14 protein-coding genes are annotated in these 17,771 nt (G+C 71.7%); 8 read left to right on the top strand and 6 right to left on the bottom strand.

The window, feature by feature from the left end:
• Positions 1–2: 2 nt before the first annotated feature.
• On the bottom strand, positions 3–1,274 hold the full coding sequence (locus IEY91_RS20585; protein ID WP_373287985.1) for an extracellular solute-binding protein: 1,272 nt from the start codon (positions 1,272–1,274) through the stop codon (positions 3–5).
• Positions 1,275–1,517: 243 nt separating this feature from the next.
• Here IEY91_RS20585 and IEY91_RS20580 point away from each other — a divergent pair, with 243 nt between their 5' ends.
• The gene (locus tag IEY91_RS20580) at positions 1,518–1,733 is read left to right on the top strand and encodes a dodecin (RefSeq protein WP_164317872.1); all 216 of its coding nucleotides are present in this window, start codon (positions 1,518–1,520) and stop codon (positions 1,731–1,733) included.
• Positions 1,734–1,740: 7 nt separating this feature from the next.
• On the opposite strand, the gene IEY91_RS20575 is transcribed toward IEY91_RS20580, so the two are convergent.
• Positions 1,741–2,262, bottom strand: a complete 522-nt coding sequence (locus IEY91_RS20575) for a phosphatase domain-containing protein (RefSeq protein WP_189175146.1) — start codon at positions 2,260–2,262, stop codon at positions 1,741–1,743.
• Positions 2,263–2,321: 59 nt separating this feature from the next.
• On the opposite strand from IEY91_RS20575, the gene IEY91_RS20570 reads away from it, so the two are divergent.
• The 6 genes from IEY91_RS20570 to IEY91_RS20545 all read left to right on the top strand — a co-directional run bounded on the left by IEY91_RS20570 (position 2,322) and on the right by IEY91_RS20545 (position 10,007).
• The gene (locus IEY91_RS20570; protein WP_229697113.1) at positions 2,322–3,605 is read left to right on the top strand and encodes a styrene monooxygenase/indole monooxygenase family protein; all 1,284 of its coding nucleotides are present in this window, start codon (positions 2,322–2,324) and stop codon (positions 3,603–3,605) included.
• Positions 3,606–3,707: 102 nt separating this feature from the next.
• Positions 3,708–4,622: a bile acid:sodium symporter family protein gene (locus IEY91_RS20565; RefSeq protein ID WP_164317876.1), complete on the top strand. Its 915-nt coding sequence runs from the start codon at positions 3,708–3,710 to the stop codon at positions 4,620–4,622.
• Between the two features lie 97 nt (positions 4,623–4,719).
• The gene (locus IEY91_RS20560; protein WP_189175145.1) at positions 4,720–5,790 is read left to right on the top strand and encodes an LLM class flavin-dependent oxidoreductase; all 1,071 of its coding nucleotides are present in this window, start codon (positions 4,720–4,722) and stop codon (positions 5,788–5,790) included.
• A 42-nt stretch (positions 5,791–5,832) separates the two neighbouring features.
• Positions 5,833–8,226: an excinuclease ABC subunit UvrA gene (locus IEY91_RS20555; RefSeq protein ID WP_189175144.1), complete on the top strand. Its 2,394-nt coding sequence runs from the start codon at positions 5,833–5,835 to the stop codon at positions 8,224–8,226.
• Positions 8,227–8,313: 87 nt separating this feature from the next.
• Positions 8,314–9,249, top strand: coding sequence for an ATP-binding cassette domain-containing protein (locus tag IEY91_RS20550; RefSeq protein ID WP_189175143.1), 936 nt, complete (start codon positions 8,314–8,316; stop codon positions 9,247–9,249).
• Positions 9,246–10,007: an ABC transporter permease gene (locus tag IEY91_RS20545; protein ID WP_164317884.1), complete on the top strand. Its 762-nt coding sequence runs from the start codon at positions 9,246–9,248 to the stop codon at positions 10,005–10,007. The genes IEY91_RS20550 and IEY91_RS20545 overlap by 4 nt, the downstream gene beginning before the upstream one ends.
• Before the next feature lie 21 nt (positions 10,008–10,028).
• Here IEY91_RS20545 and IEY91_RS20540 read toward each other — a convergent pair whose 3' ends face one another.
• The 4 genes from IEY91_RS20540 to IEY91_RS20525 form a co-directional block, all read right to left on the bottom strand.
• Positions 10,029–13,205, bottom strand: a complete 3,177-nt coding sequence (locus IEY91_RS20540) for an AfsR/SARP family transcriptional regulator (protein WP_189175142.1) — start codon at positions 13,203–13,205, stop codon at positions 10,029–10,031.
• A gap of 96 nt (positions 13,206–13,301) precedes the next feature.
• The gene (locus IEY91_RS20535) at positions 13,302–14,045 is read right to left on the bottom strand and encodes a succinate dehydrogenase/fumarate reductase iron-sulfur subunit (protein ID WP_189175141.1); all 744 of its coding nucleotides are present in this window, start codon (positions 14,043–14,045) and stop codon (positions 13,302–13,304) included.
• Complete coding sequence (locus IEY91_RS20530; RefSeq protein WP_189175140.1) at positions 14,042–15,991, bottom strand: fumarate reductase/succinate dehydrogenase flavoprotein subunit; 1,950 nt, start codon at positions 15,989–15,991, stop codon at positions 14,042–14,044. Before IEY91_RS20530 ends, IEY91_RS20535 begins: the two co-directional genes overlap by 4 nt.
• A gap of 3 nt (positions 15,992–15,994) precedes the next feature.
• Positions 15,995–16,702 carry a succinate dehydrogenase gene (locus IEY91_RS20525; RefSeq protein WP_189175139.1) on the bottom strand — a complete coding sequence of 236 codons (708 nt, stop codon included), beginning with the start codon at positions 16,700–16,702 and terminating at the stop codon, positions 15,995–15,997.
• 95 nt (positions 16,703–16,797) lie between these two features.
• Between IEY91_RS20525 and IEY91_RS20520 the strand changes: the two genes are divergently transcribed.
• Complete coding sequence (locus IEY91_RS20520; protein WP_164317895.1) at positions 16,798–17,673, top strand: LysR family transcriptional regulator; 876 nt, start codon at positions 16,798–16,800, stop codon at positions 17,671–17,673.
• Positions 17,674–17,771: the final 98 nt, after the last annotated feature.

The raw sequence follows: 17,771 nt of genomic DNA, 5'->3' as shown, positions 1-17,771 counted from the left end.
CCTTACGACCCCGCGTCGTCCAATGACTTGGTGATCCGGCCGGAGGCCGCCTTGGCCTCGCGGGCCGGATCACCCCCGGCGAGCACCTTGGACATGTACGCCTTGATCGGGTTGTCGGCCTCGACGGCGGCCCACTGCGGGGAGTTGGGGGTGGCCCGCCCCCGCGCGGCCCCGGCCGCCATCGCGGCGACCCCCGCCTCGCCGGACACGGCGGACGCCAGCGTCGTCTTGTTGGGCACATAGTCCATCGTGCGCGCCAAGTCCTTCTGCCACTTCTCGCCCGCGAGCGCCTTGACGACCTCCACCGCGCCCTTCCGCTCGTCGGTGCCGTCCCGCACGACGAGGTCGGAGCCACCGGTGAACACGGCACCGGGCTTGCGGGCGGTCTTCCCGGGGACGGGGAAGTAGCCGAGCTTGCCCTTCAGCTTGGGATTCTTCGCCTCGATGGCGCGCGCCGCGCCGGGCACGGCGATGATCTGCGCGACATCGCCCGCGGCGAACTCCTCGGCCTGCGGCGGGTGTTCCTCGTCCGCGTCGGGCGGACCGTCGCCGAGCGCCTGGAGCTGCCGGTAGAAGTCCATGCCGCGCAGCGCGGCGGGCGTGTCGAGGACGCCCTGCCAGCTGCCGGCCTTCTCCTTGGCGAGGTCGCCGCCCTCGTCCCAGATGAATCCGGCGAGCGTGTACCAGTCCTGCCCGGCCAGATAGATCCCCTGAGTGCCGCCCGCGTCGAGCCGCCGGGTGTCGGCGAGCCACTGCTGCCGCGTCGTCGGGGGCTGCTTGATCCCGGCCTGCGCGAACAGGTCCTTGTTGTAGATCACGACGCGGTTCGCGGCGTACCAGGGGATGCCGTACTGGCCGCCGTCGTAGCGCCCCGGCTCGGCGAGACCCGGCAGCCAGTCCTCCATGCCGAGGTCGCGGGCCGACTCCAGGGTGAGGTCCTCGAGGCCGCCCTGGTCGACGTACTGGGCGACCTGGGTGTTGCCGACCTCGATGACGTCCGGCCCGTCCCCGTCCTTCAGGGCCGCCTCGACCTTCTCGCCGATGCCGGTCCACTCCTGGACCTTGATGTCGAGGTCGAGGTTGCCGTGCCGCTTCTCGAAGTCCTTGGTGAAGCGCTTCATGAAGGCGTCCGACGCGCTGCCCCGCATCAGCCACACCTTCACGGTGCTGCGGTCGTCCCCGCCGCCGGGCAACAGGCCGCAGCCGGGCAGCAGGGCGGTGGAGGCGAGGGCCAGGGTCAGGGACAGGGCGATGCGGAGGCGGCGCGGATTCACGTCGGTCACTTTCTGCCTGCGGACAGGGCGAGGAGGCCCGACGTGGGGAAGAGCTTGAAGCTCGAACGGGTGTGCAGGATTTTGGTATGGACCAACACATCGGTCAAGGGGTGTGAGGGGATTCGTGGCACTTCTGTGAAGACCGCACTCCCGCAGCCATGTCGCTTCCGCCGACAGGCCCACGCGCGCACCCGGCACTACCGTGGAGGGCACCGCAACGCCGCGGAGAGGAGAAGCCCGCCCATGTCCGACCACACCTACCGGGTCACCGAGATCGTCGGCACCTCGCACGAAGGCGTCGACCAGGCCATCCGCAACGGCATCGAACGCGCCTCACAGACACTGCGCGGCCTCGACTGGTTCGAGGTCACCCAGGTGCGCGGCCATATCGAGGACGGACAGATCCAGCACTACCAGGTCGGCCTGAAGGTCGGCTTCCGCCTGGAGGACACGCCGTAGGCGCCGCTCACGTACGCCCTTCGCGCTCCTGCGCGTCCCGCAGCTCCGCCGACGCGCTCCCCCACCGCGCCCGCACCACCGTGAACCCGGCCTGCTCGGCGTCGTCGCACACCAACTCGTCGTCGTCCACCAGCATCCGGATCTCGCGGTCGCGGACGAGGGAGCGCAGGACCTCCAGCTTGGTGTGGCGCGCGGGCCGCCGGTCGTGGTCGCGCCGCATCCAGATCCGCCCCTCGGGCAGCCCCTGCGCGGCCAGCCACGCCTCGGTGTCGGCGCGGCAGCGCTCGGGCCGCCCGGTGAGGTAGACGACCTCGCACTCCCGGGCACTGTCCAGGGCGAGCCGCACGCCGCGCGGCAGCGGCGGGTCGTCGGGCGCGGCCGCGAAGAACGCGTTCCAGTCGCGCGGCTTGCGTTCAAGGAAGCGCTGGCGGTGCGCGGTGTCCGCGAGGGTGCCGTCGAGGTCGAACACGGCGAGGGGCCGCGCGGTCGCGGCATCGGCGTACGCCGCCGGAGTGTTGTCATGCGTCACGCCGTCAGCGTACGGAACGTACGCAGGTGGCGGCCCTGGACTGTGGGTACGACTGAACCGTGCCCGGCCGAGGCCGCCGGGGCGGGACGGAGGCCGAGGTGCGCGGGATCGCGATCGTGGGCGCGGGGCAGGCGGGACTCCAGCTGGGTCTCGGGCTCCTGGACGCCGGACATGAGGTCACGCTCGTCGCCGAGCGGCGCCCGGAGGACGTGCGGGCAGGGCGGGTGACCTCGACCCAGCTCATGTTCGGCCCGGCCCTGCGCATCGAGCGTGCCGCCGGGCTCGCGCTCTGGGACGACTCCGCACCCGTGATGCCGGGGTTCGAGCTCAGCCACTGGGAGCCGGAGAAGCAACGGGAGGTGCCGGTACGGCGGTTCGCGGCGCCGTTCGACGAAGAGGTGCGCTCGGTCGACCAGCGGGTCAAGCTGGCCGCCTGGCTGGAACTGTTCGAGGAGCGGGGCGGGCGCACGGAGTACCGGTCCGTCGGCCCCGCCGACGTGGCCGCCCTCGCCGCCGCGCACGACCTGACGGTCCTCTCCACCGGCCGCGGCGAGCTCTCCGCGCTCTTCGCCCCCGACCCGTCCTGGCCCGTCCACGACCGGCCGCCGCGCACCCTGGCCTGCTTCTACGTGCACGGCGTCGCGCACGACGACTCCGACCCGGCCGCGGGGTACGTCCGCACCACCGGCGTTCCGCCCGCCGGCGACGTGATCATCATGCGCGCGCTCACGGTCGGCGGGCCCTGCGACATCGTCCTCTTCGAGGGGAGGTGGGACGGGCCGTACGACTGCTGGGCCGACCGCCCCACCGCCGCCGAGGGATGGCTACGCGCCCTCGACTTGCTGCGTACGTACGCGCCTTGGGAGTACGAACGCTTCCGCCACACCGAACCCACCGACCCCGGTGCCGCCCTGTACGGCGCGATCACTCCGACGGTCCGCCGCCCCGTGGCACACGTGGACGGCGGCCGCCCGGTCCTCGGCCTGGCGGACGCCGTCGCCGTCCACGACCCGATCACCGGCCAGGGCGCGAACAACGCCGCGCGGGCGGCGGCCAGTTACCTCACCGCCGTCCTCAAGCGCGGGGCCCTCCCCTTCGACGAGGAGTGGATGCGGGCGACCTTCGACGCGTACTGGCAGAACGCCCGGCACACGCACGCCTTCACCGAGTTCATGCTGCGCGAGCCGCAGCCCGAGCAGGTGCCCCTCATCATCCAGACCGCCTTCGACCACCCGGAGGTCGCCCACCGGTTCGCCAACGGGTACGCCGATCCGCCGACGTACCGGGAGTGGCTGATGGACCCCGAGGGCGCCGACGCGTACGTGGCCCGGTTCAAGAAGTAGCGCGGCGCGAGCCACTCCGGGGCGGGCGGAGGGAGCCACGTCGGTCTGCATCACTGCCGCCCGATCGTGGACATTTCAAGCAGCCTCCTGGAGCCTGTTCCTGTGGACTCGCCGCTGACCACCTATCTGCTGCCTGCCGCCCTCGCCGTGATCATGTTCGGTCTCGGCCTCGGCCTGAGCGTGGCCGACTTCCGCAGGGTCGCGGCCTACCCGTGGCCCGTGGCCGTCGCCCTCGTCTGCCAACTGGCACTCCTTCCCGCCGCCTGCCTGGGCCTGGTCCTCGCCTTCGACCTGAGCCCGGAGCTGGCCGTCGGCATGATGCTGCTCGCGGCCTCCCCCGGCGGCACGATGGCCAACATCTTCAGCCATCTCTTCGGCGGCGACGTCGCCCTCAACGTCACGCTGACCGCGATCAATTCGGTGATCGCGGTCTTCACGCTGCCGATCGTCGTGAACCTCTCCCTCGACCACTTCATGGCCGGGTCGGACGAGGTGCTCGGGCTGCGCTTCGACAAGACGCTGCAGGTCTTCCTCGTCGTCCTTGTGCCGGTCGCGGCGGGCATGCTGGTCCGGCACCGCCGTCCGCGCTTCGCGGAGCGCTCCACCCAGGCGGTCAAGGTCACGGCGATCTCCGCGCTCATCGGCATCATCATCGCCGCGCTCGTCGCCGAGCGGGACAACGTGCTCGGCTACCTCGCCGACGTCGGCCTCGTCGTCTTCCTCTTCGCCGCGATCTCCCTGACCATCGGCTACGGCGCGACCCGCCTGGCCCGCGGCGACCACCGGCAGTCCGTGGCCACCTGCTTCGAGATCGGCATGCACAACACCACGCTCTCCATGGCCATCGCCCTCAGCCCCACCCTCCTCGACAGCACCCGCATGGCCATCCCCTCGGCGGTGTACGCGGTGGTGATGTTCGCGATGGCCATGTCCGCGGGCTTCCTGCTGCGCCGGATCGCGCCGCACGAGGACGCGGCCGCCGACGCGGGAGAGCCGGCGCGCGTCACGCGCGGCTGAGGATCACCAACAGCGCCGCGCCCTCCGCCGGGAGCCGCACGCCAAGTGCGGCCAGAATCACTTTGCCCGCCCCAGGGACCTGGCGGATCATGGAGAGGTGAACGCCCTACGACTCTCGGTCCTGGACCGCTCCCGAACCCGCGAGGGACACGACACCACGGAACCCCTGCGGGACACCGTCGCCCTCGCCCAGGAGCTGGAGGCGCTCGGGTATCACCGGTTCTGGGTGTCCGAGCACCACGGCGTGCCGGGGGTCGCCGGTTCCGCTCCGACGGTGCTCGCGGCGGCGGTCGCCGGGGCCACGCGGAGCATCCGGGTGGGCACGGGCGGCGTGATGCTGCCGAACCATCAGCCGCTGGTGGTGGCCGAGCAGTTCGGGGTGCTCGAAGCGCTGTTCCCGGGGCGGATCGACATGGGGCTCGGGCGTTCGGTCGGGTTCACGGACGGCGTGCGCAGGGCGCTCGGGCGTGACAAGCACGACGCGGACGACTTCGCGGCACATCTCGAAGAACTGCTCGGCTGGTTCCGGGGCACCTCGGACACGGGTGTGCACGCGCGCCCGGCGGAGGGCCTGAGCGTGCCACCGTACGTCCTCGCGATCGGCGAGGGGGCCCGCATCGCGGCGGAATCGGGGCTTCCTATGGTCGTCGGCGACATCAGGGGCCGCGAGAAGATGCTGGCCGCCGTCGAGCGCTACCGCGCGGCGTTCCGGCCCTCCGCCTGGTCGGCCGAGCCGTACGTCGTCGTCTCGGGCTCGATCGCCGTCGCGGACTCCGAGGAGGCGGCCCGGCGGCTGCTCATACCCGAGGCCTGGTCATTGGCGTACTCCCGCACCCACGGCACCTTTCCGCCGCTGCCGCCCGCCGAGCGCGTCGAGGAGCTCGTGGCGACGGGAGCGATGACGGAGAAGGAGCGCGGTTTCTACGAGTCGGGGCTGCGCGGACACATCGCCGGCACCGAGGACCAGGTCGCCGCCGAGCTGGAGAAGCTGATCGAGGAGAGCGGCGCGCAGGAGGTCCTGGTGACGACGAGCACGTACGACCGCGAGGGACTCCGGGACTCCTTCCGGCGCCTGGCGCGGATCGCGGGCCTGCGGGCACCGGCACCGGCACCGGCACCTGGGGCCACCGCGCACTCCGCTCAGGGTGCGGAACCCGCCCCGGCCTAGAATCGTGGGGTTTGCCCCCGATCCGCGTACGGAGCCCGCCCCATGCACAGTCGCCCCGCTCACGACCACGATCCTTTCGTACGGGTCCGGGGTGCCCGCGAGCACAATCTGCGCGGGGTCGACGTGGACGTTCCGCGCGACGTCATCGCCGTGTTCACCGGGGTCTCCGGCTCCGGGAAGTCCTCGCTCGCGTTCGGGACGATCTACGCGGAGGCGCAGCGGCGCTACTTCGAGTCGGTCGCCCCGTACGCGCGCCGCCTGATCCACCAGGTGGGGGCACCGAAGGTCGGGGAGATCACGGGGCTGCCGCCCGCGGTCTCGCTCCAGCAGCGCCGCGCGGCACCCACGTCCCGTTCGTCGGTGGGCACGGTCACGACGCTCTCCAATTCACTGCGGATGCTGTTCTCGCGCGCGGGCGACTACCCGGCGGGGGCGGAACGTCTCGACTCCGACGCGTTCTCGCCGAACACGGCGGCCGGGGCCTGTCCCGAGTGCCACGGCATCGGCAGGGTCCACCGCACGACGGAGGACCTGCTCGTACCCGACCAATCGCTGTCCATCCGCGACGGCGCGATCGCCGCCTGGCCCGGCGCCTGGCAGGGCAAGAACCTGCGCGACGTGCTCGACGCCCTCGGCCACGACGTGGACCGCCCGTGGCGCGAGCTGCCGCGGGCCGACCGCGACTGGATCCTGTTCACCGACGAGCAGCCGGTCGTCACCGTGCACCCCGTGCGCGACGCGGGCCGCATCCAACGCCCGTACCAGGGCACGTACATGAGCGCACGGCGCTATGTGATGAAGACGTTCGCCGACTCCAAGAGCCAGACGCTGCGCACGAAGGCCGAGCGGTTCCTGGCCAGCGAGCCGTGCCCGGCCTGCGGCGGCAGCCGGCTGCGGCCGGAGGCGATGGCGGTCACGTTCGCGGGCCGCACCATCGCGGAGCTGTCCGCGCTGCCGCTGTCCGAGCTGGCCAAGTGCCTTGAGGCGGCGGCCGGTTCGGGCGCGGGGGCAGCCGGCGCGGAGACGGCAGGGGTCCTCACCGCCGATCTCCTGGCCCGCATCGGCACGATCACAGAGCTGGGCCTCGGCTACCTCTCCCCCGACCGCGCGACCCCCACCCTCTCGGCGGGCGAGCTGCAACGCCTGCGCCTGGCCACACAGTTGCGCTCGGGGCTCTTCGGTGTCGTGTACGTCCTGGACGAGCCGTCGGCCGGACTGCATCCCGCCGACACCGAGTCGCTCCTGACCGTCCTGGACCGGCTCAAGGCGGCGGGCAACTCGGTGTTCGTGGTCGAGCACCACCTGGACGTGATGCGGCACGCGGACTGGCTGGTCGACGTGGGACCGCAGGCGGGCGAGCACGGCGGGCGTGTGCTGCACAGCGGCCCGGTGGCCGACCTCGAGGCGGTGGCGGAGTCGGCCACGGCGCGCTTCCTGTTCGACCGGGAGCCTGTGACGGTACGTCAGGTGCGTACGCCGCGCGGCTGGTTGAAGGTCGGCCCGGTGTCGCGGCACAACCTGCGGGACGTGACGGCGGAGTTCCCGCTGGGCGCGTTCACAGCCGTGACGGGGGTTTCGGGATCGGGCAAGTCCACGCTGATCGGCGAGCTGGCCGAGCGTGCGGAGGAGCTCGCGGGCGTGGACCGCCTGGTGTGCGTGGACCAGAAGCCGATCGGCCGCACGCCCCGCTCCAACCTCGCCACGTACACCGGACTCTTCGACGTCGTACGCAAGGTGTTCGCGGAGACGGACGAGGCGAAGGCGCGCGGCTACGGCGTGGGGCGGTTCTCCTTCAACGTGGCGGGCGGGCGCTGCGAGACCTGTCAGGGCGAGGGGTTCGTGAGCGTCGAGCTGCTCTTCCTGCCCAGCACGTACGCCCCGTGCCCGGACTGCGGGGGCGCCCGCTACAACCCCGAGACCCTCCAGGTCACGCACGGCGGGCTGACCGTCGCGGACGTCCTCGACCTGACCGTCGAGGCCGCCGCCGACTTCTTCGCCGAAACGCCCGCCGTACTGCGCAGCCTGCGCACGCTCCTCGACGTAGGCCTCGGCTATCTGCGGCTCGGGCAGCCCGCGACGGAGCTGTCCGGCGGCGAGGCGCAGCGCATCAAGCTGGCCAGCGAGCTGCAGCGGGGGCGGCGCGGGCACACCCTCTACCTCCTCGACGAGCCCACCGCCGGGCTGCATCCGGCGGATGTGGAGGTGCTCGTGGGGCGGCTGCACGAGCTGGTGGACGCCGGGCACTCCGTGGTCGTCGTCGAGCACGACATGGCCGTGGTGGGCGGAGCGGACTGGGTGGTGGATCTCGGGCCCGGGGGCGGGGACGACGGCGGGCGCGTGGTCGCCGCGGGGGCCCCGGCCGACGTGGCCCGGGTCGCCGGGAGCCGGACGGGGCCGTACCTGGCGCGGGCCACCGCGGCCACCACACCCCTCTGACCAAGGACGATGCCATGGAACGCCGTGTCAGTGGCCGTGTCAGGGGTGTGACAGACGGCTGACAGCCCCCGTCGCGAAGGTAGGGGCATGAAAAGTTCAGCGATTGCAGTGACAGGCCTTCGCAAGGCATACGGCGACAAGGTCGTTCTCGACGGCATCGACTTCGAGGTCGCCGCCGGATCGGTCTACTCGATGCTCGGCCCGAACGGGGCGGGCAAGACGACCACGGTGAACGTCCTGACGACGCTGATGACCGCCGACGCCGGGTCGGTGCGCGTCGCCGGCCACGACGTGGCGACGGGAATCAAGCAGGTGCGGGCCGCCATCGGCGTGACCGGTCAGTTCGCCGCGGTGGACGAGCTGCTTTCGGGCCGGGAGAATCTGCAGCTCATGGCGGACCTGAAGCGGGTGCGCTCCCGTGACGTGGTCACCGGGCTCCTCGAGCGGTTCGACCTGGTGGAGTCGGCGGACAAGCTGGTCGCGACCTACTCCGGCGGTATGCGCCGCAAGCTCGACCTGGCCATGACGCTGATCGGCAAGCCGGAAATCATCTTCCTGGACGAGCCGACGACGGGCCTCGACCCGCGCAGCAGGCGCACCATGTGGGACATCGTCCGCGGCCTCGTCGCCGACGGCACCACCATCTTCCTCACCACCCAGTACCTGGACGAGGCCGACGAGCTCGCCGACCGGATCGCGGTGCTCAACCACGGCCGCCTGGTCGCCGAGGGCACCCCCGAACAGCTGAAGCGGCGCATCCCCGGCGGGCATGTGCGCCTGCGCTTCACCGACCCGGCCGCGTACCGCTCCGCCGCCGCCACGCTGCGCGACGCCACCACGGACGACGAGACGCTGTCGCTGCGGATCCCCAGCGACGGCAGCCAGCGCGAACTGCGCTCCGTCCTCGACTGGCTGGACTCCGTCGGCATCGAGGCGGACGAGCTGTCCCTGCACACCCCCGACCTCGACGACGTCTTCCTCGCCCTGACCGAGAACACCACCAAGGAGGCGATCGCGCGATGAGCACGATCTCGACGACACTGGGCGATTCGGCGATCATGCTGCGCCGCAACATCAAGCACAGCATGCGGAACCCGATCACGATGTTCAACGCGATCCTGTTGCCGATCGTGCTCATGCTGATGTTCGTCAAGGTGCTCGGCGGCGGGTTCGACGTCGGCGTCTCCTACATCGACTACGCGACACCAGGCCTGCTCGTGATGGCCATCAGCTACGGGCTCGGGGCCACCGCGACGGCCGTGAACGACGACATGACCAAGGGCGTCATCAACCGGTTCAAGGTCATGGACGTCTCCCGCGGTGCCATGCTGACCGGGCATGTCGTCATCACGACGGTGCGTGCCCTGGTGGCCTGCGCGGCCATCGTCGGGGTGGCGTTCCTGATGGGGTTCGACCCGGGCGCGAGCGCCCTCGACTGGCTCGGTGTGCTCGGTGTCATCGTGCTCCTGAGCTTCGCGGCCAGCTGGCTCACCGTCGCCATGGGGCTCGCCGCGAAGAGCGTGGAGTCGGCGGGCATGGCCACCGTGCCGCTGATCATGCTGCCTTTCCTGAGCAGCGCGTTCGTCCCCGCGGAGACGATGGACACCGGTGTCCGGCAGTTCGTGGAGTACCAGCCCTTCACCCCGATCATCGAGACCCTGCGCGGTCTCCTGGCGGGCGACCCGTCGGGCGGCGACACGCTCGCGGCCCTGGCCTGGTGCGTCGGGATCGCCGTCGTCGGATACGTGTGGGCGATCTCCACGTTCAAGAAGCGGGCCTGACGTTCACGGAGCGGGTGACGCTCACGAAGCGAGCGTCACCTCGACCAGCTGGGACCAGTCGCCGTCCTTCCCCTCCTGAGCCGCCTCGGCGAACTTCACGTCGCCGAGGCGGCTCCGCGCGCTCTGCTCGATCCGGGCCACGTCCGGCTGCGAGCGGTCCTTGAGGCCGCGCACCCCCGCGCTCGCCGCGAGCAGCCGCGCGGCCTGCTCGTCGTCGCCCTGGCGCAGTGCCAGGTCCGCGATCCCGACGAGCATCTGCGCGGTCAGCGGCGCGTGTCCCGCCTCGGACGCCGCCGCGAAGGCCGCCGCGCGGTGCTCCCGGGCCTCGCCGAGGTCCTCGGCGACATAGCCGAGCATGTCGTGCGTCATCGCGAGGATGTACGAGTGCTCCGCCTCGTCGCCCAACAGGGCGGTGGCGACGTCGAGTTGCCTGCGCGTCTCCGCCACGTCGCCGCCCCAGCGGGCGAGTTCCGCCTTCGCGAAGGCCAGCTCGGCCAGCGCGTCCGGCCATGTGACCCGCTCCGCGTACCGCTCCGCCTCGGCGACGGTGGCCGCGCAGGCCGCCTCGTCGCCGTCCAGCCAGTACAGCCGGGCCTGCATCGACCGCATCCGGATGAGGTCCTCGGTGGCGCCGACCTCGGTGACGACCGCGATCGCCTCCTCGTAGTACTGACACGCGCGGGCGAACTCGCCGCGCACGGCGATCCGTTCCGCCAGCTCGGTCAGGGCGAACGAGATCCCGAACCGTTCGCCGACCGCCCGGAACTCGACGAGCGCCCGCTCCAGGTACGCGTCCGCCTCCGCCCCCTCCCGGCCGAGGACGACCCGCATCTTGCCCAGGTGCAGCCGGGCCAGCGCGCGCGCCCAGGGGTCCTCGTCGCCGAGCAGCCGCTCGAGCTCGGGCAGGGACGCGTCCGGCCCCTCCAGCATGCGCTCCAGCGCGACGATGAAGCCCAGCAGCGGGTGACGGTCCTTGCCGTGCGCGCCGAACCGGTGCGCCTTGCGGATCCACTCCTCGGCCTGGTTCGCGTCGCCCCGCCCGGAACTCACGAACATCGCGACAAGGCCGTACGCCGTGGCCCGCACCCCGTCGGTCACCTCGCCGGGCATGCTTGTGGCCGCCGTGAGCATCTCGAAGCCCTCGGTCCTGTGCCCGCCGAGCCACCAGTACCAGCCCGCGCCCGCCGCGAGCCGCATCGACGCCTGCGCGTCGCCCGCCGCGAGCGCGCCGCGCGTCGCGGCGCCGATGTTGTCGTGCTCGGCCTCCAGCGTGGCGAGCCAGTCCAGTTGCTCGGCGCGGCGCAGATGCGGCTCCGCGGTCTCGCACAGTTCGGTGAAGTAGGTCAGGTGCGCGTCGCGCGCCAGGTCCGCTTCCCCCACTTCCGCGAGCCGCTCCCCCGCGTACTCCTTGATCGTGCCGAGCATGCGGTAGCGCGGGGCGCTGTCGCCCTCGGCGACAAGGAGCGACTTCTCGGTGAGCGCGGTGAGCAGTTCGAGGACCTGCCACTGCTCGACCGTGTCCCCTGCGTCCCCCGCGCAGACCCGTTCGGCCGCTTCCAGGCTCGCGCCGCCGGAGAACACCGACAGCCTGCGCAGGACCGTCCGCTCTTCGGGGGTGAGCAGTTCCCAGCTCCAGTCGACCGCCGCGCGCAGCGTCTTGTGCCGCGGCAGCGCGGTGCGGCTGCCGCTGGTGAGCAGGCGGAACCGGTCGTCGAGGCGGTTGGCGAGCTGGTCGACGGACATGGTGCGCAGGCGGGCAGCGGCCAGTTCGATCGCCAGCGGCATGCCGTCGAGCGCCCGGCACACGCGCACCATCGTCGCCAGCGTGTGGGGGTCGGCGGCGAGGTCCCGGCGCACCGCCCCGGCCCGGTCCCTCAGCAGTTGGACCGCGGGCGAGGACTCGATGCCGGACGGGTCCGCGTCCCCCTCGGGCAGGGCCAGCGGCTCGACCGGCCACAGTGCCTCGCCGGTGATGCCGAGCGGTTCCCGGCTCGTCGCCAGGATGCGCAGCCGCCGGCACTGCCCGAGCACGCCGTGGGCGAACGTCGCCGCCGACTCGATCACGTGCTCGCAGTTGTCCAGGATCAGCAGCGCCTCGCGGTCGCGGATGGCGGCGATGAGCCGGTCCGTCAGCGTCGCGTTCGCGGCCCCGCCGAGCAGGGCGTCCCGCAGGCCGAGCCCGCCGAGCGTCGCCTGCGCCACGTCGGTCACGTCGCCGTCGGCGCCGATGGAGGCGAGCTCCACCAGCCAGGCGCCGTCCGGCAGATCGCCGACCAGGGTGCGCGCGGTCTCCGTGGCCAGCCGGGTCTTTCCCGCGCCGCCGGGACCGATCACGGTGGTGAGCCGGTGCTCGGCGACGAGCTCGCCGACCGCGGCGACATCGGCGCCCTTGCCGACGAAGGTGGTCAGTTCGGCCCGCAGATTGGTCTTGCGGCTCGCCTCGTCGCGCCCCGCGTCGCCGCGCCCCAGCTCGCCCCGCAACAGCGCGACGTGCAGCGCGGCCAGCTCCTGCGAGGGATCGACGCCCAGCGTGTCGGCCAGTGCCTCCCTCGCGCGCTGATAGACGACAAGCGCCTCGCTGTCGCGGCCTGCGGCGACGAGGGCGCGCATCAGTGCGGCGGCGAGCCGCTCCCGTACCGGGTGCGCGGCCACCAGGTCCGTCAGCTCCGTGACCAGCTCCGCGCCGCGCCCGAGGGTGATCTCCGCGTCGGCCCACTCCTCCGTGGCGGTCAGGCGCAGCCCGTCGAGCCGGACGACGGCGGCGTCGAACGCGCCGCTCTCCTGCAGACCGACGTCCTGCATGGCCGCGCCGCGCCACAGTTCGAGGGCCTCTCGCAGCAGCCGCACGCGCCGGGAGGCGTCCTCGGTACGGGACTCGCCCGCGCTGACGAGGCGTTCGAAGCGCACGGCGTCGACGGCGTCGGGCTCCACCTTCAGCCGGTAGCCGTCCGTCTGCCCCTCGATCACCCCGTCCGGCAGCACCTTCCGCAGCCGGGAGACCAGCCGCTGCAGGGCGTTCGTCGCGTCCGCGGGCGGGTGCTCACCCCAGATCCAGTCGACGAGCGACGCCTTCGGGACCGCGTGGCCCGGCTTGAGCGCGAGGGCGACAAGCAGCCCGCGCAGCCGCGCGCCCGGCACGTCGACCAAGCCGCCGTCGTCCGCGCGAACGTTGAATGGACCCAGCATCCCGATCAGCACGCGCTGATTTTGCCACGGGCGTTCGGCGGGCACGCAACCGCTGACGTGCAACGGACTATTGTCCCGGTATCCGCCCCCGGCCAGGCGGGCGGCCGGTCAGCGCGCCTTCCGGGTCGCCCGCAGCCACTCCTTGTTCATGGCCGCGATCGACGGCAGCGGAATGCCCTTCGGACAGGCGGTCGCGCACTCGCCGGTGAGGGTGCAGCCGCCGAAGCCCTCGGAGTCCATCTGCGCGACCATGTCGAGGACGCGGGTCTCGCGCTCCGGGGCGCCCTGCGGCAGCACGTTGAGGTGGTTGACCTTGGCTGAAGTGAACAGCATCGCCGAGCCGTTGGGGCAAGCGGCGACGCAGGCGCCGCAGCCGATGCACTCGGCGTGCTCGAAGGCGAAGTCCGCGTCCGGCTTGGGCACGGCGGTCGCGTGGGCCTCGGGGGCCGAGCCGGTGGGGGCGCTGATGTAGCCGCCGGACTGGATGATGCGGTCGAAGGCGGAGCGGTCGACGACCAGGTCCTTGATGACCGGGAAGGCGGCCGCCCGCCACGGCTCGATGTCGATGGTATCGCCGTCGTCGAAGGACCGCATGTGCAACTGGCAGGTCGTGGTGCGCTCGGGCCCGTGCGCGTCGCCGTTGATGACGAGCGAGCACGCGCCGCAGATGCCCTCACGGCAGTCGTGGTCGAACGCGACCGGCTCCTCGCCCTTGACGATGAGCTCTTCGTTGAGGGTGTCGAGCATCTCCAGGAAGGACATGTCCGAGGAGATTCCGTCCACTTCGTACGTGGACATCGCGCCGTCGGCGTCGGCGTTCTTCTGGCGCCAGACGCGCAGGGTGAGCTTCATGCGTAGCTCCGCTGAGTGGGGTGGACGTACTCGAAGACGAGGTCTTCCTTGTGCAGGACGGGGGCGTCGCCGGTCGCGGTGAACTCCCAGGCGGCCGCGTACGAGAAGTCCTCGTCGACGCGGGCGGCCTCGCCGTCCGGGGTCTGGGACTCCTCGCGGAAGTGGCCGCCGCAGGACTCGGCGCGGTGCAGCGCGTCGAGGCACATGAGCTCGGCGAGCTCCAGGTAGTCGACGATGCGGTTGGCCTTCTCCAGGGACTGGTTGAACTCCTCGCCGGTGCCGGGCACCTTGATGCGGCGCCAGAACTCCTCGCGAATCTGCGGGATGCGCTCCAGGGCCTTGCACAGTCCCGTCTCGGTGCGGGCCATGCCGCAGAACTCCCACATCAGCTCGCCGAGTTCGCGGTGGAAGGAGTCGGGGGTGCGGTCGCCGTCGACGGCCAGGAGGAGGTTCAGGCGGTCCTCGGTCTCGGAGAGGACCTCCTGGACGGCCGGGTGGTCGGCGTCGACCTCGTCCTTGTGCGGGTGGCGCGCCAGGTAGTCGTTGATGGTCGAGGGCAGGACGAAGTAGCCGTCGGCGAGGCCCTGCATCAGGGCGGAGGCGCCGAGGCGGTTCGCGCCATGGTCGGAGAAGTTGGCCTCGCCGATCGCGAACAGGCCGGGGACGGTGGTCTGGAGGTCGTAGTCGACCCAGAGGCCGCCCATCGTGTAGTGCACCGCCGGGTAGATCCGCATGGGGACTTCGTACGGGTTCTCCGCGGTGATGCGCTCGTACATGTCGAAGAGGTTGCCGTACTTCTCCTCGACCGCCTTGCGGCCCATCCGCTGGATCGCGTCGGCGAAGTCCAGGTACACGCCCTGGCCGCCGGGGCCCACTCCCCTGCCCTCGTCGCAGACGTTCTTGGCCGCGCGCGAGGCGATGTCGCGGGGCACGAGGTTGCCGAAGGACGGGTAGATGCGCTCCAGGTAGTAGTCGCGCTCGTCCTCGGGGATCTCGTTGGCCGGACGCGTGTCGCCCTTGGCCTTGGGCACCCAGATGCGGCCGTCGTTGCGCAGCGACTCGCTCATCAGCGTGAGCTTGGACTGGTGGTCGCCGGTACGCGGGATGCAGGTGGGGTGGATCTGGGTGAAGCAGGGGTTGGCGAAGTAGGCGCCGCGCCGGTGGGCGCGCCACACGGCCGTCGCGTTGGAGTTCATGGCGTTCGTCGACAGGTAGAAGACGTTGCCGTAGCCACCGGACGCGAGGACGACGGCGTCCGCGAAGTACGTGTCGATCCTGCCGGTGATCAGGTCGCGGGCGACGATGCCGCGCGCCCGGCCGTCGACGACGATGACGTCCAGCATCTCGGTGCGCGGGTGCATCTCGACGTTGCCTGCGGCGATCTCCTTCGAAAGCGCCTGGTACGCGCCGAGCAGGAGCTGCTGGCCCGTCTGGCCGCGGGCGTAGAACGTACGGGACACCTGGACGCCGCCGAAGGAGCGGGTGTCGAGGAGGCCGCCGTACTCGCGGGCGAACGGCACGCCCTGGGCCACGCACTGGTCGATGATCTCGACGGAGACCTGCGCGAGGCGGTGCACGTTGGACTCGCGGGCGCGGAAGTCGCCGCCCTTGACGGTGTCGTAGAACAGGCGGTGGATGGAGTCGCCGTCGTTGCGGTAGTTCTTCGCGGCGTTGATGCCGCCCTGCGCGGCGATGGAGTGGGCGCGGCGCGGCGAGTCCTGGTAGCAGAACTGCACGACGTGGTAGCCCTGTTCGGCGAGCGTGGCGCCGGCGGCGCCGCCCGCGAGGCCGGTGCCGACGACGATCACCGTGTGCTTGCGGCGGTTGGCGGGGTTGACCAGTTTGGCCTCGAAGCGGCGGGTGTCCCAGCGCTCGGCGATGGGGCCCTGCGGCGCCTTGGTGTCGGCGACGGGCTCGCCGGTGGTGTATTCGGAATAGGAATTCATCGGTCAGCTCACCACTCCGGTCATGACACCGACGGGTACGGAGACGAAGCCCACGGTCAGCAGCAGCGCGAGGCCGCTTGCGCAGGTCTTCAGGAAGCGGTCGCGGGACGCGTTGCCCACGCCGAGGGTCTGGGCGGCGCTCCAGAAGCCGTGCCGGACGTGGAAGCCGAGGGCGACCACGGCCGTGATGTAGATGACGTTGCCGTACCAGGTGGAGAAGGTGTCGATCACGTTCTGGTACGGGTGCAGGTGCTCGTAGCCGCCGGGGTGCACGGTGCCCGTGGTCAGGTCCAGGATGTGCCAGACGATGAACAGGCCGAGGATGATCCCGCCCCAGCGCATGGTGCGGGTCGCGTAGCTCGCGCGCGGCTTCTTGTGCACGTACTTGCTCGGGCGGGCCCTGATGTCGCGGCGGCTGAGCTGGTACGCGGACACGGCGTGCGCGACGACGGCGGCGACGAGTCCGACGCGCACGACCCACAGGGTCCACTCCCAGCGCATCACGGGCCCGCCGAGGGTGCGGAGCCAGTGCGCGTAGTGGTTGAAGTCGTCGGGACCGAAGAAGATCTTCAGGTTTCCGATCATGTGGGCGACCAGGTAGAGCAGCATGATCAGGCCGCTCACCGCCATCACGGTCTTCTTGCCGACGGTGGAGTCCCACACCGTGCGCGGTAGTGACGGCCGTCGGTCCGTCCGCGTTGCCAGAGCCATGCCAGGAACGCTACGGCCGAAGGTCCCGATCGGTCCAAGAGATGGTTACGCTCATCTCCATAGGCTCGCCCTATGCATGGCCTATCGTGGGGCGCATGCAGTTCCAGCAGCTTCTCTACTTCGTCGCGGTCGCCGAGACCCGGCACTTCACGCGGGCCGCCGAGCAGGTGCACGTGTCGCAGCCGTCGCTCTCGCAGCAGGTGCGGGCCCTGGAGAAGGAGCTCGGCGCCGAGCTGTTCAGCAGGGCGCGCGGGAACATCGCGCTGACCGACGCCGGTGAGGCGCTGCTTCCGCTGGCCCGCCGCATCCTCGCCGACGCCGACACCGCGCGCATCGAGGTGCAGGAGCTGGCGCAGCTGCGCCGGGGCCGGGTGCGGCTCGGGGCGACGCCGAGCGTCTGCACGGGGCTGCTTCCGCAGGTCCTGCGCGACTTCCACGACCGGCACCCCGGCATCCAGCTCCTCATCGAGGAGGGCGGCAGCCACGACCTCGTACGACAGCTCGCGCGCGGGGCACTCGACCTGGCCCTGGTGGTGCTGCCGCTGCCGACGCCGTCGCCGGCCCTGACGACGGTGGAACTGCTGCGCGAGGACCTGGTCGTGGTGTCGTCACCGGACGCGCCGGGCCTCGGCGCGTCCGCGCGGGTCGCCGACCTCCAGGGCGAGCGGCTCGTGATGTTCCGGCACGGGTACGACCTGCGTGAGCTGACCGTCGCGGCGTGCCGCGCGGAGGGCTTCGAGCCCGAATTCGCCGTCGAGGGCGGCGAGATGGACGCCGTCCTCGGCTTCGTCCGCGCGGGCCTCGGCGTCGCCGTCGTCCCCCGCATGGTCGCCGAGCGCGCCGGCAGCGGCCTCCGCATGACCCCGCTGTCCCGCCCCCGCCTGCGCCGCACGATCGCCCTGGCCCACCGCAGCGACGTGGCACCGCCGCGGGCGGCGCGGGAGTTGCAGGGGATGCTGCTTGCACGGTGACACGCGGCGACGCGCGGGCCGACCCGGGCCCCGAAGGGGCGCGGGGAACTGCGCGCTCAGCCACACCCAGCCCGCAGGCGCGCCGAGGACGTCACCCG

This window comes from Streptomyces lasiicapitis (genome assembly GCF_014646335.1).
GTDB classification, from domain to species: Bacteria; Actinomycetota; Actinomycetes; order Streptomycetales; family Streptomycetaceae; genus Streptomyces; species Streptomyces lasiicapitis.
The sequence above is the reverse complement of the archived record's forward strand: the minus strand, read 5'-3'. Positions and strand labels throughout refer to the sequence as shown.

Coding starts and splice junctions, on each gene's coding strand:
- IEY91_RS20580 (WP_164317872.1), top strand. CDS start 1,518: ATGTCCGACCACACCTACCGGGTCACCGAGATCGTCGGCACCTCGCAC.
- IEY91_RS20555 (WP_189175144.1), top strand. CDS start 5,833: ATGCACAGTCGCCCCGCTCACGACCACGATCCTTTCGTACGGGTCCGG.
- IEY91_RS20550 (WP_189175143.1), top strand. CDS start 8,314: ATGAAAAGTTCAGCGATTGCAGTGACAGGCCTTCGCAAGGCATACGGC.
- IEY91_RS20545 (WP_164317884.1), top strand. CDS start 9,246: ATGAGCACGATCTCGACGACACTGGGCGATTCGGCGATCATGCTGCGC.
- IEY91_RS20535 (WP_189175141.1), bottom strand. CDS start 14,045: ATGAAGCTCACCCTGCGCGTCTGGCGCCAGAAGAACGCCGACGCCGAC.
- IEY91_RS20530 (WP_189175140.1), bottom strand. CDS start 15,991: ATGAATTCCTATTCCGAATACACCACCGGCGAGCCCGTCGCCGACACC.
- IEY91_RS20525 (WP_189175139.1), bottom strand. CDS start 16,702: ATGGCTCTGGCAACGCGGACGGACCGACGGCCGTCACTACCGCGCACG.
- IEY91_RS20520 (WP_164317895.1), top strand. CDS start 16,798: ATGCAGTTCCAGCAGCTTCTCTACTTCGTCGCGGTCGCCGAGACCCGG.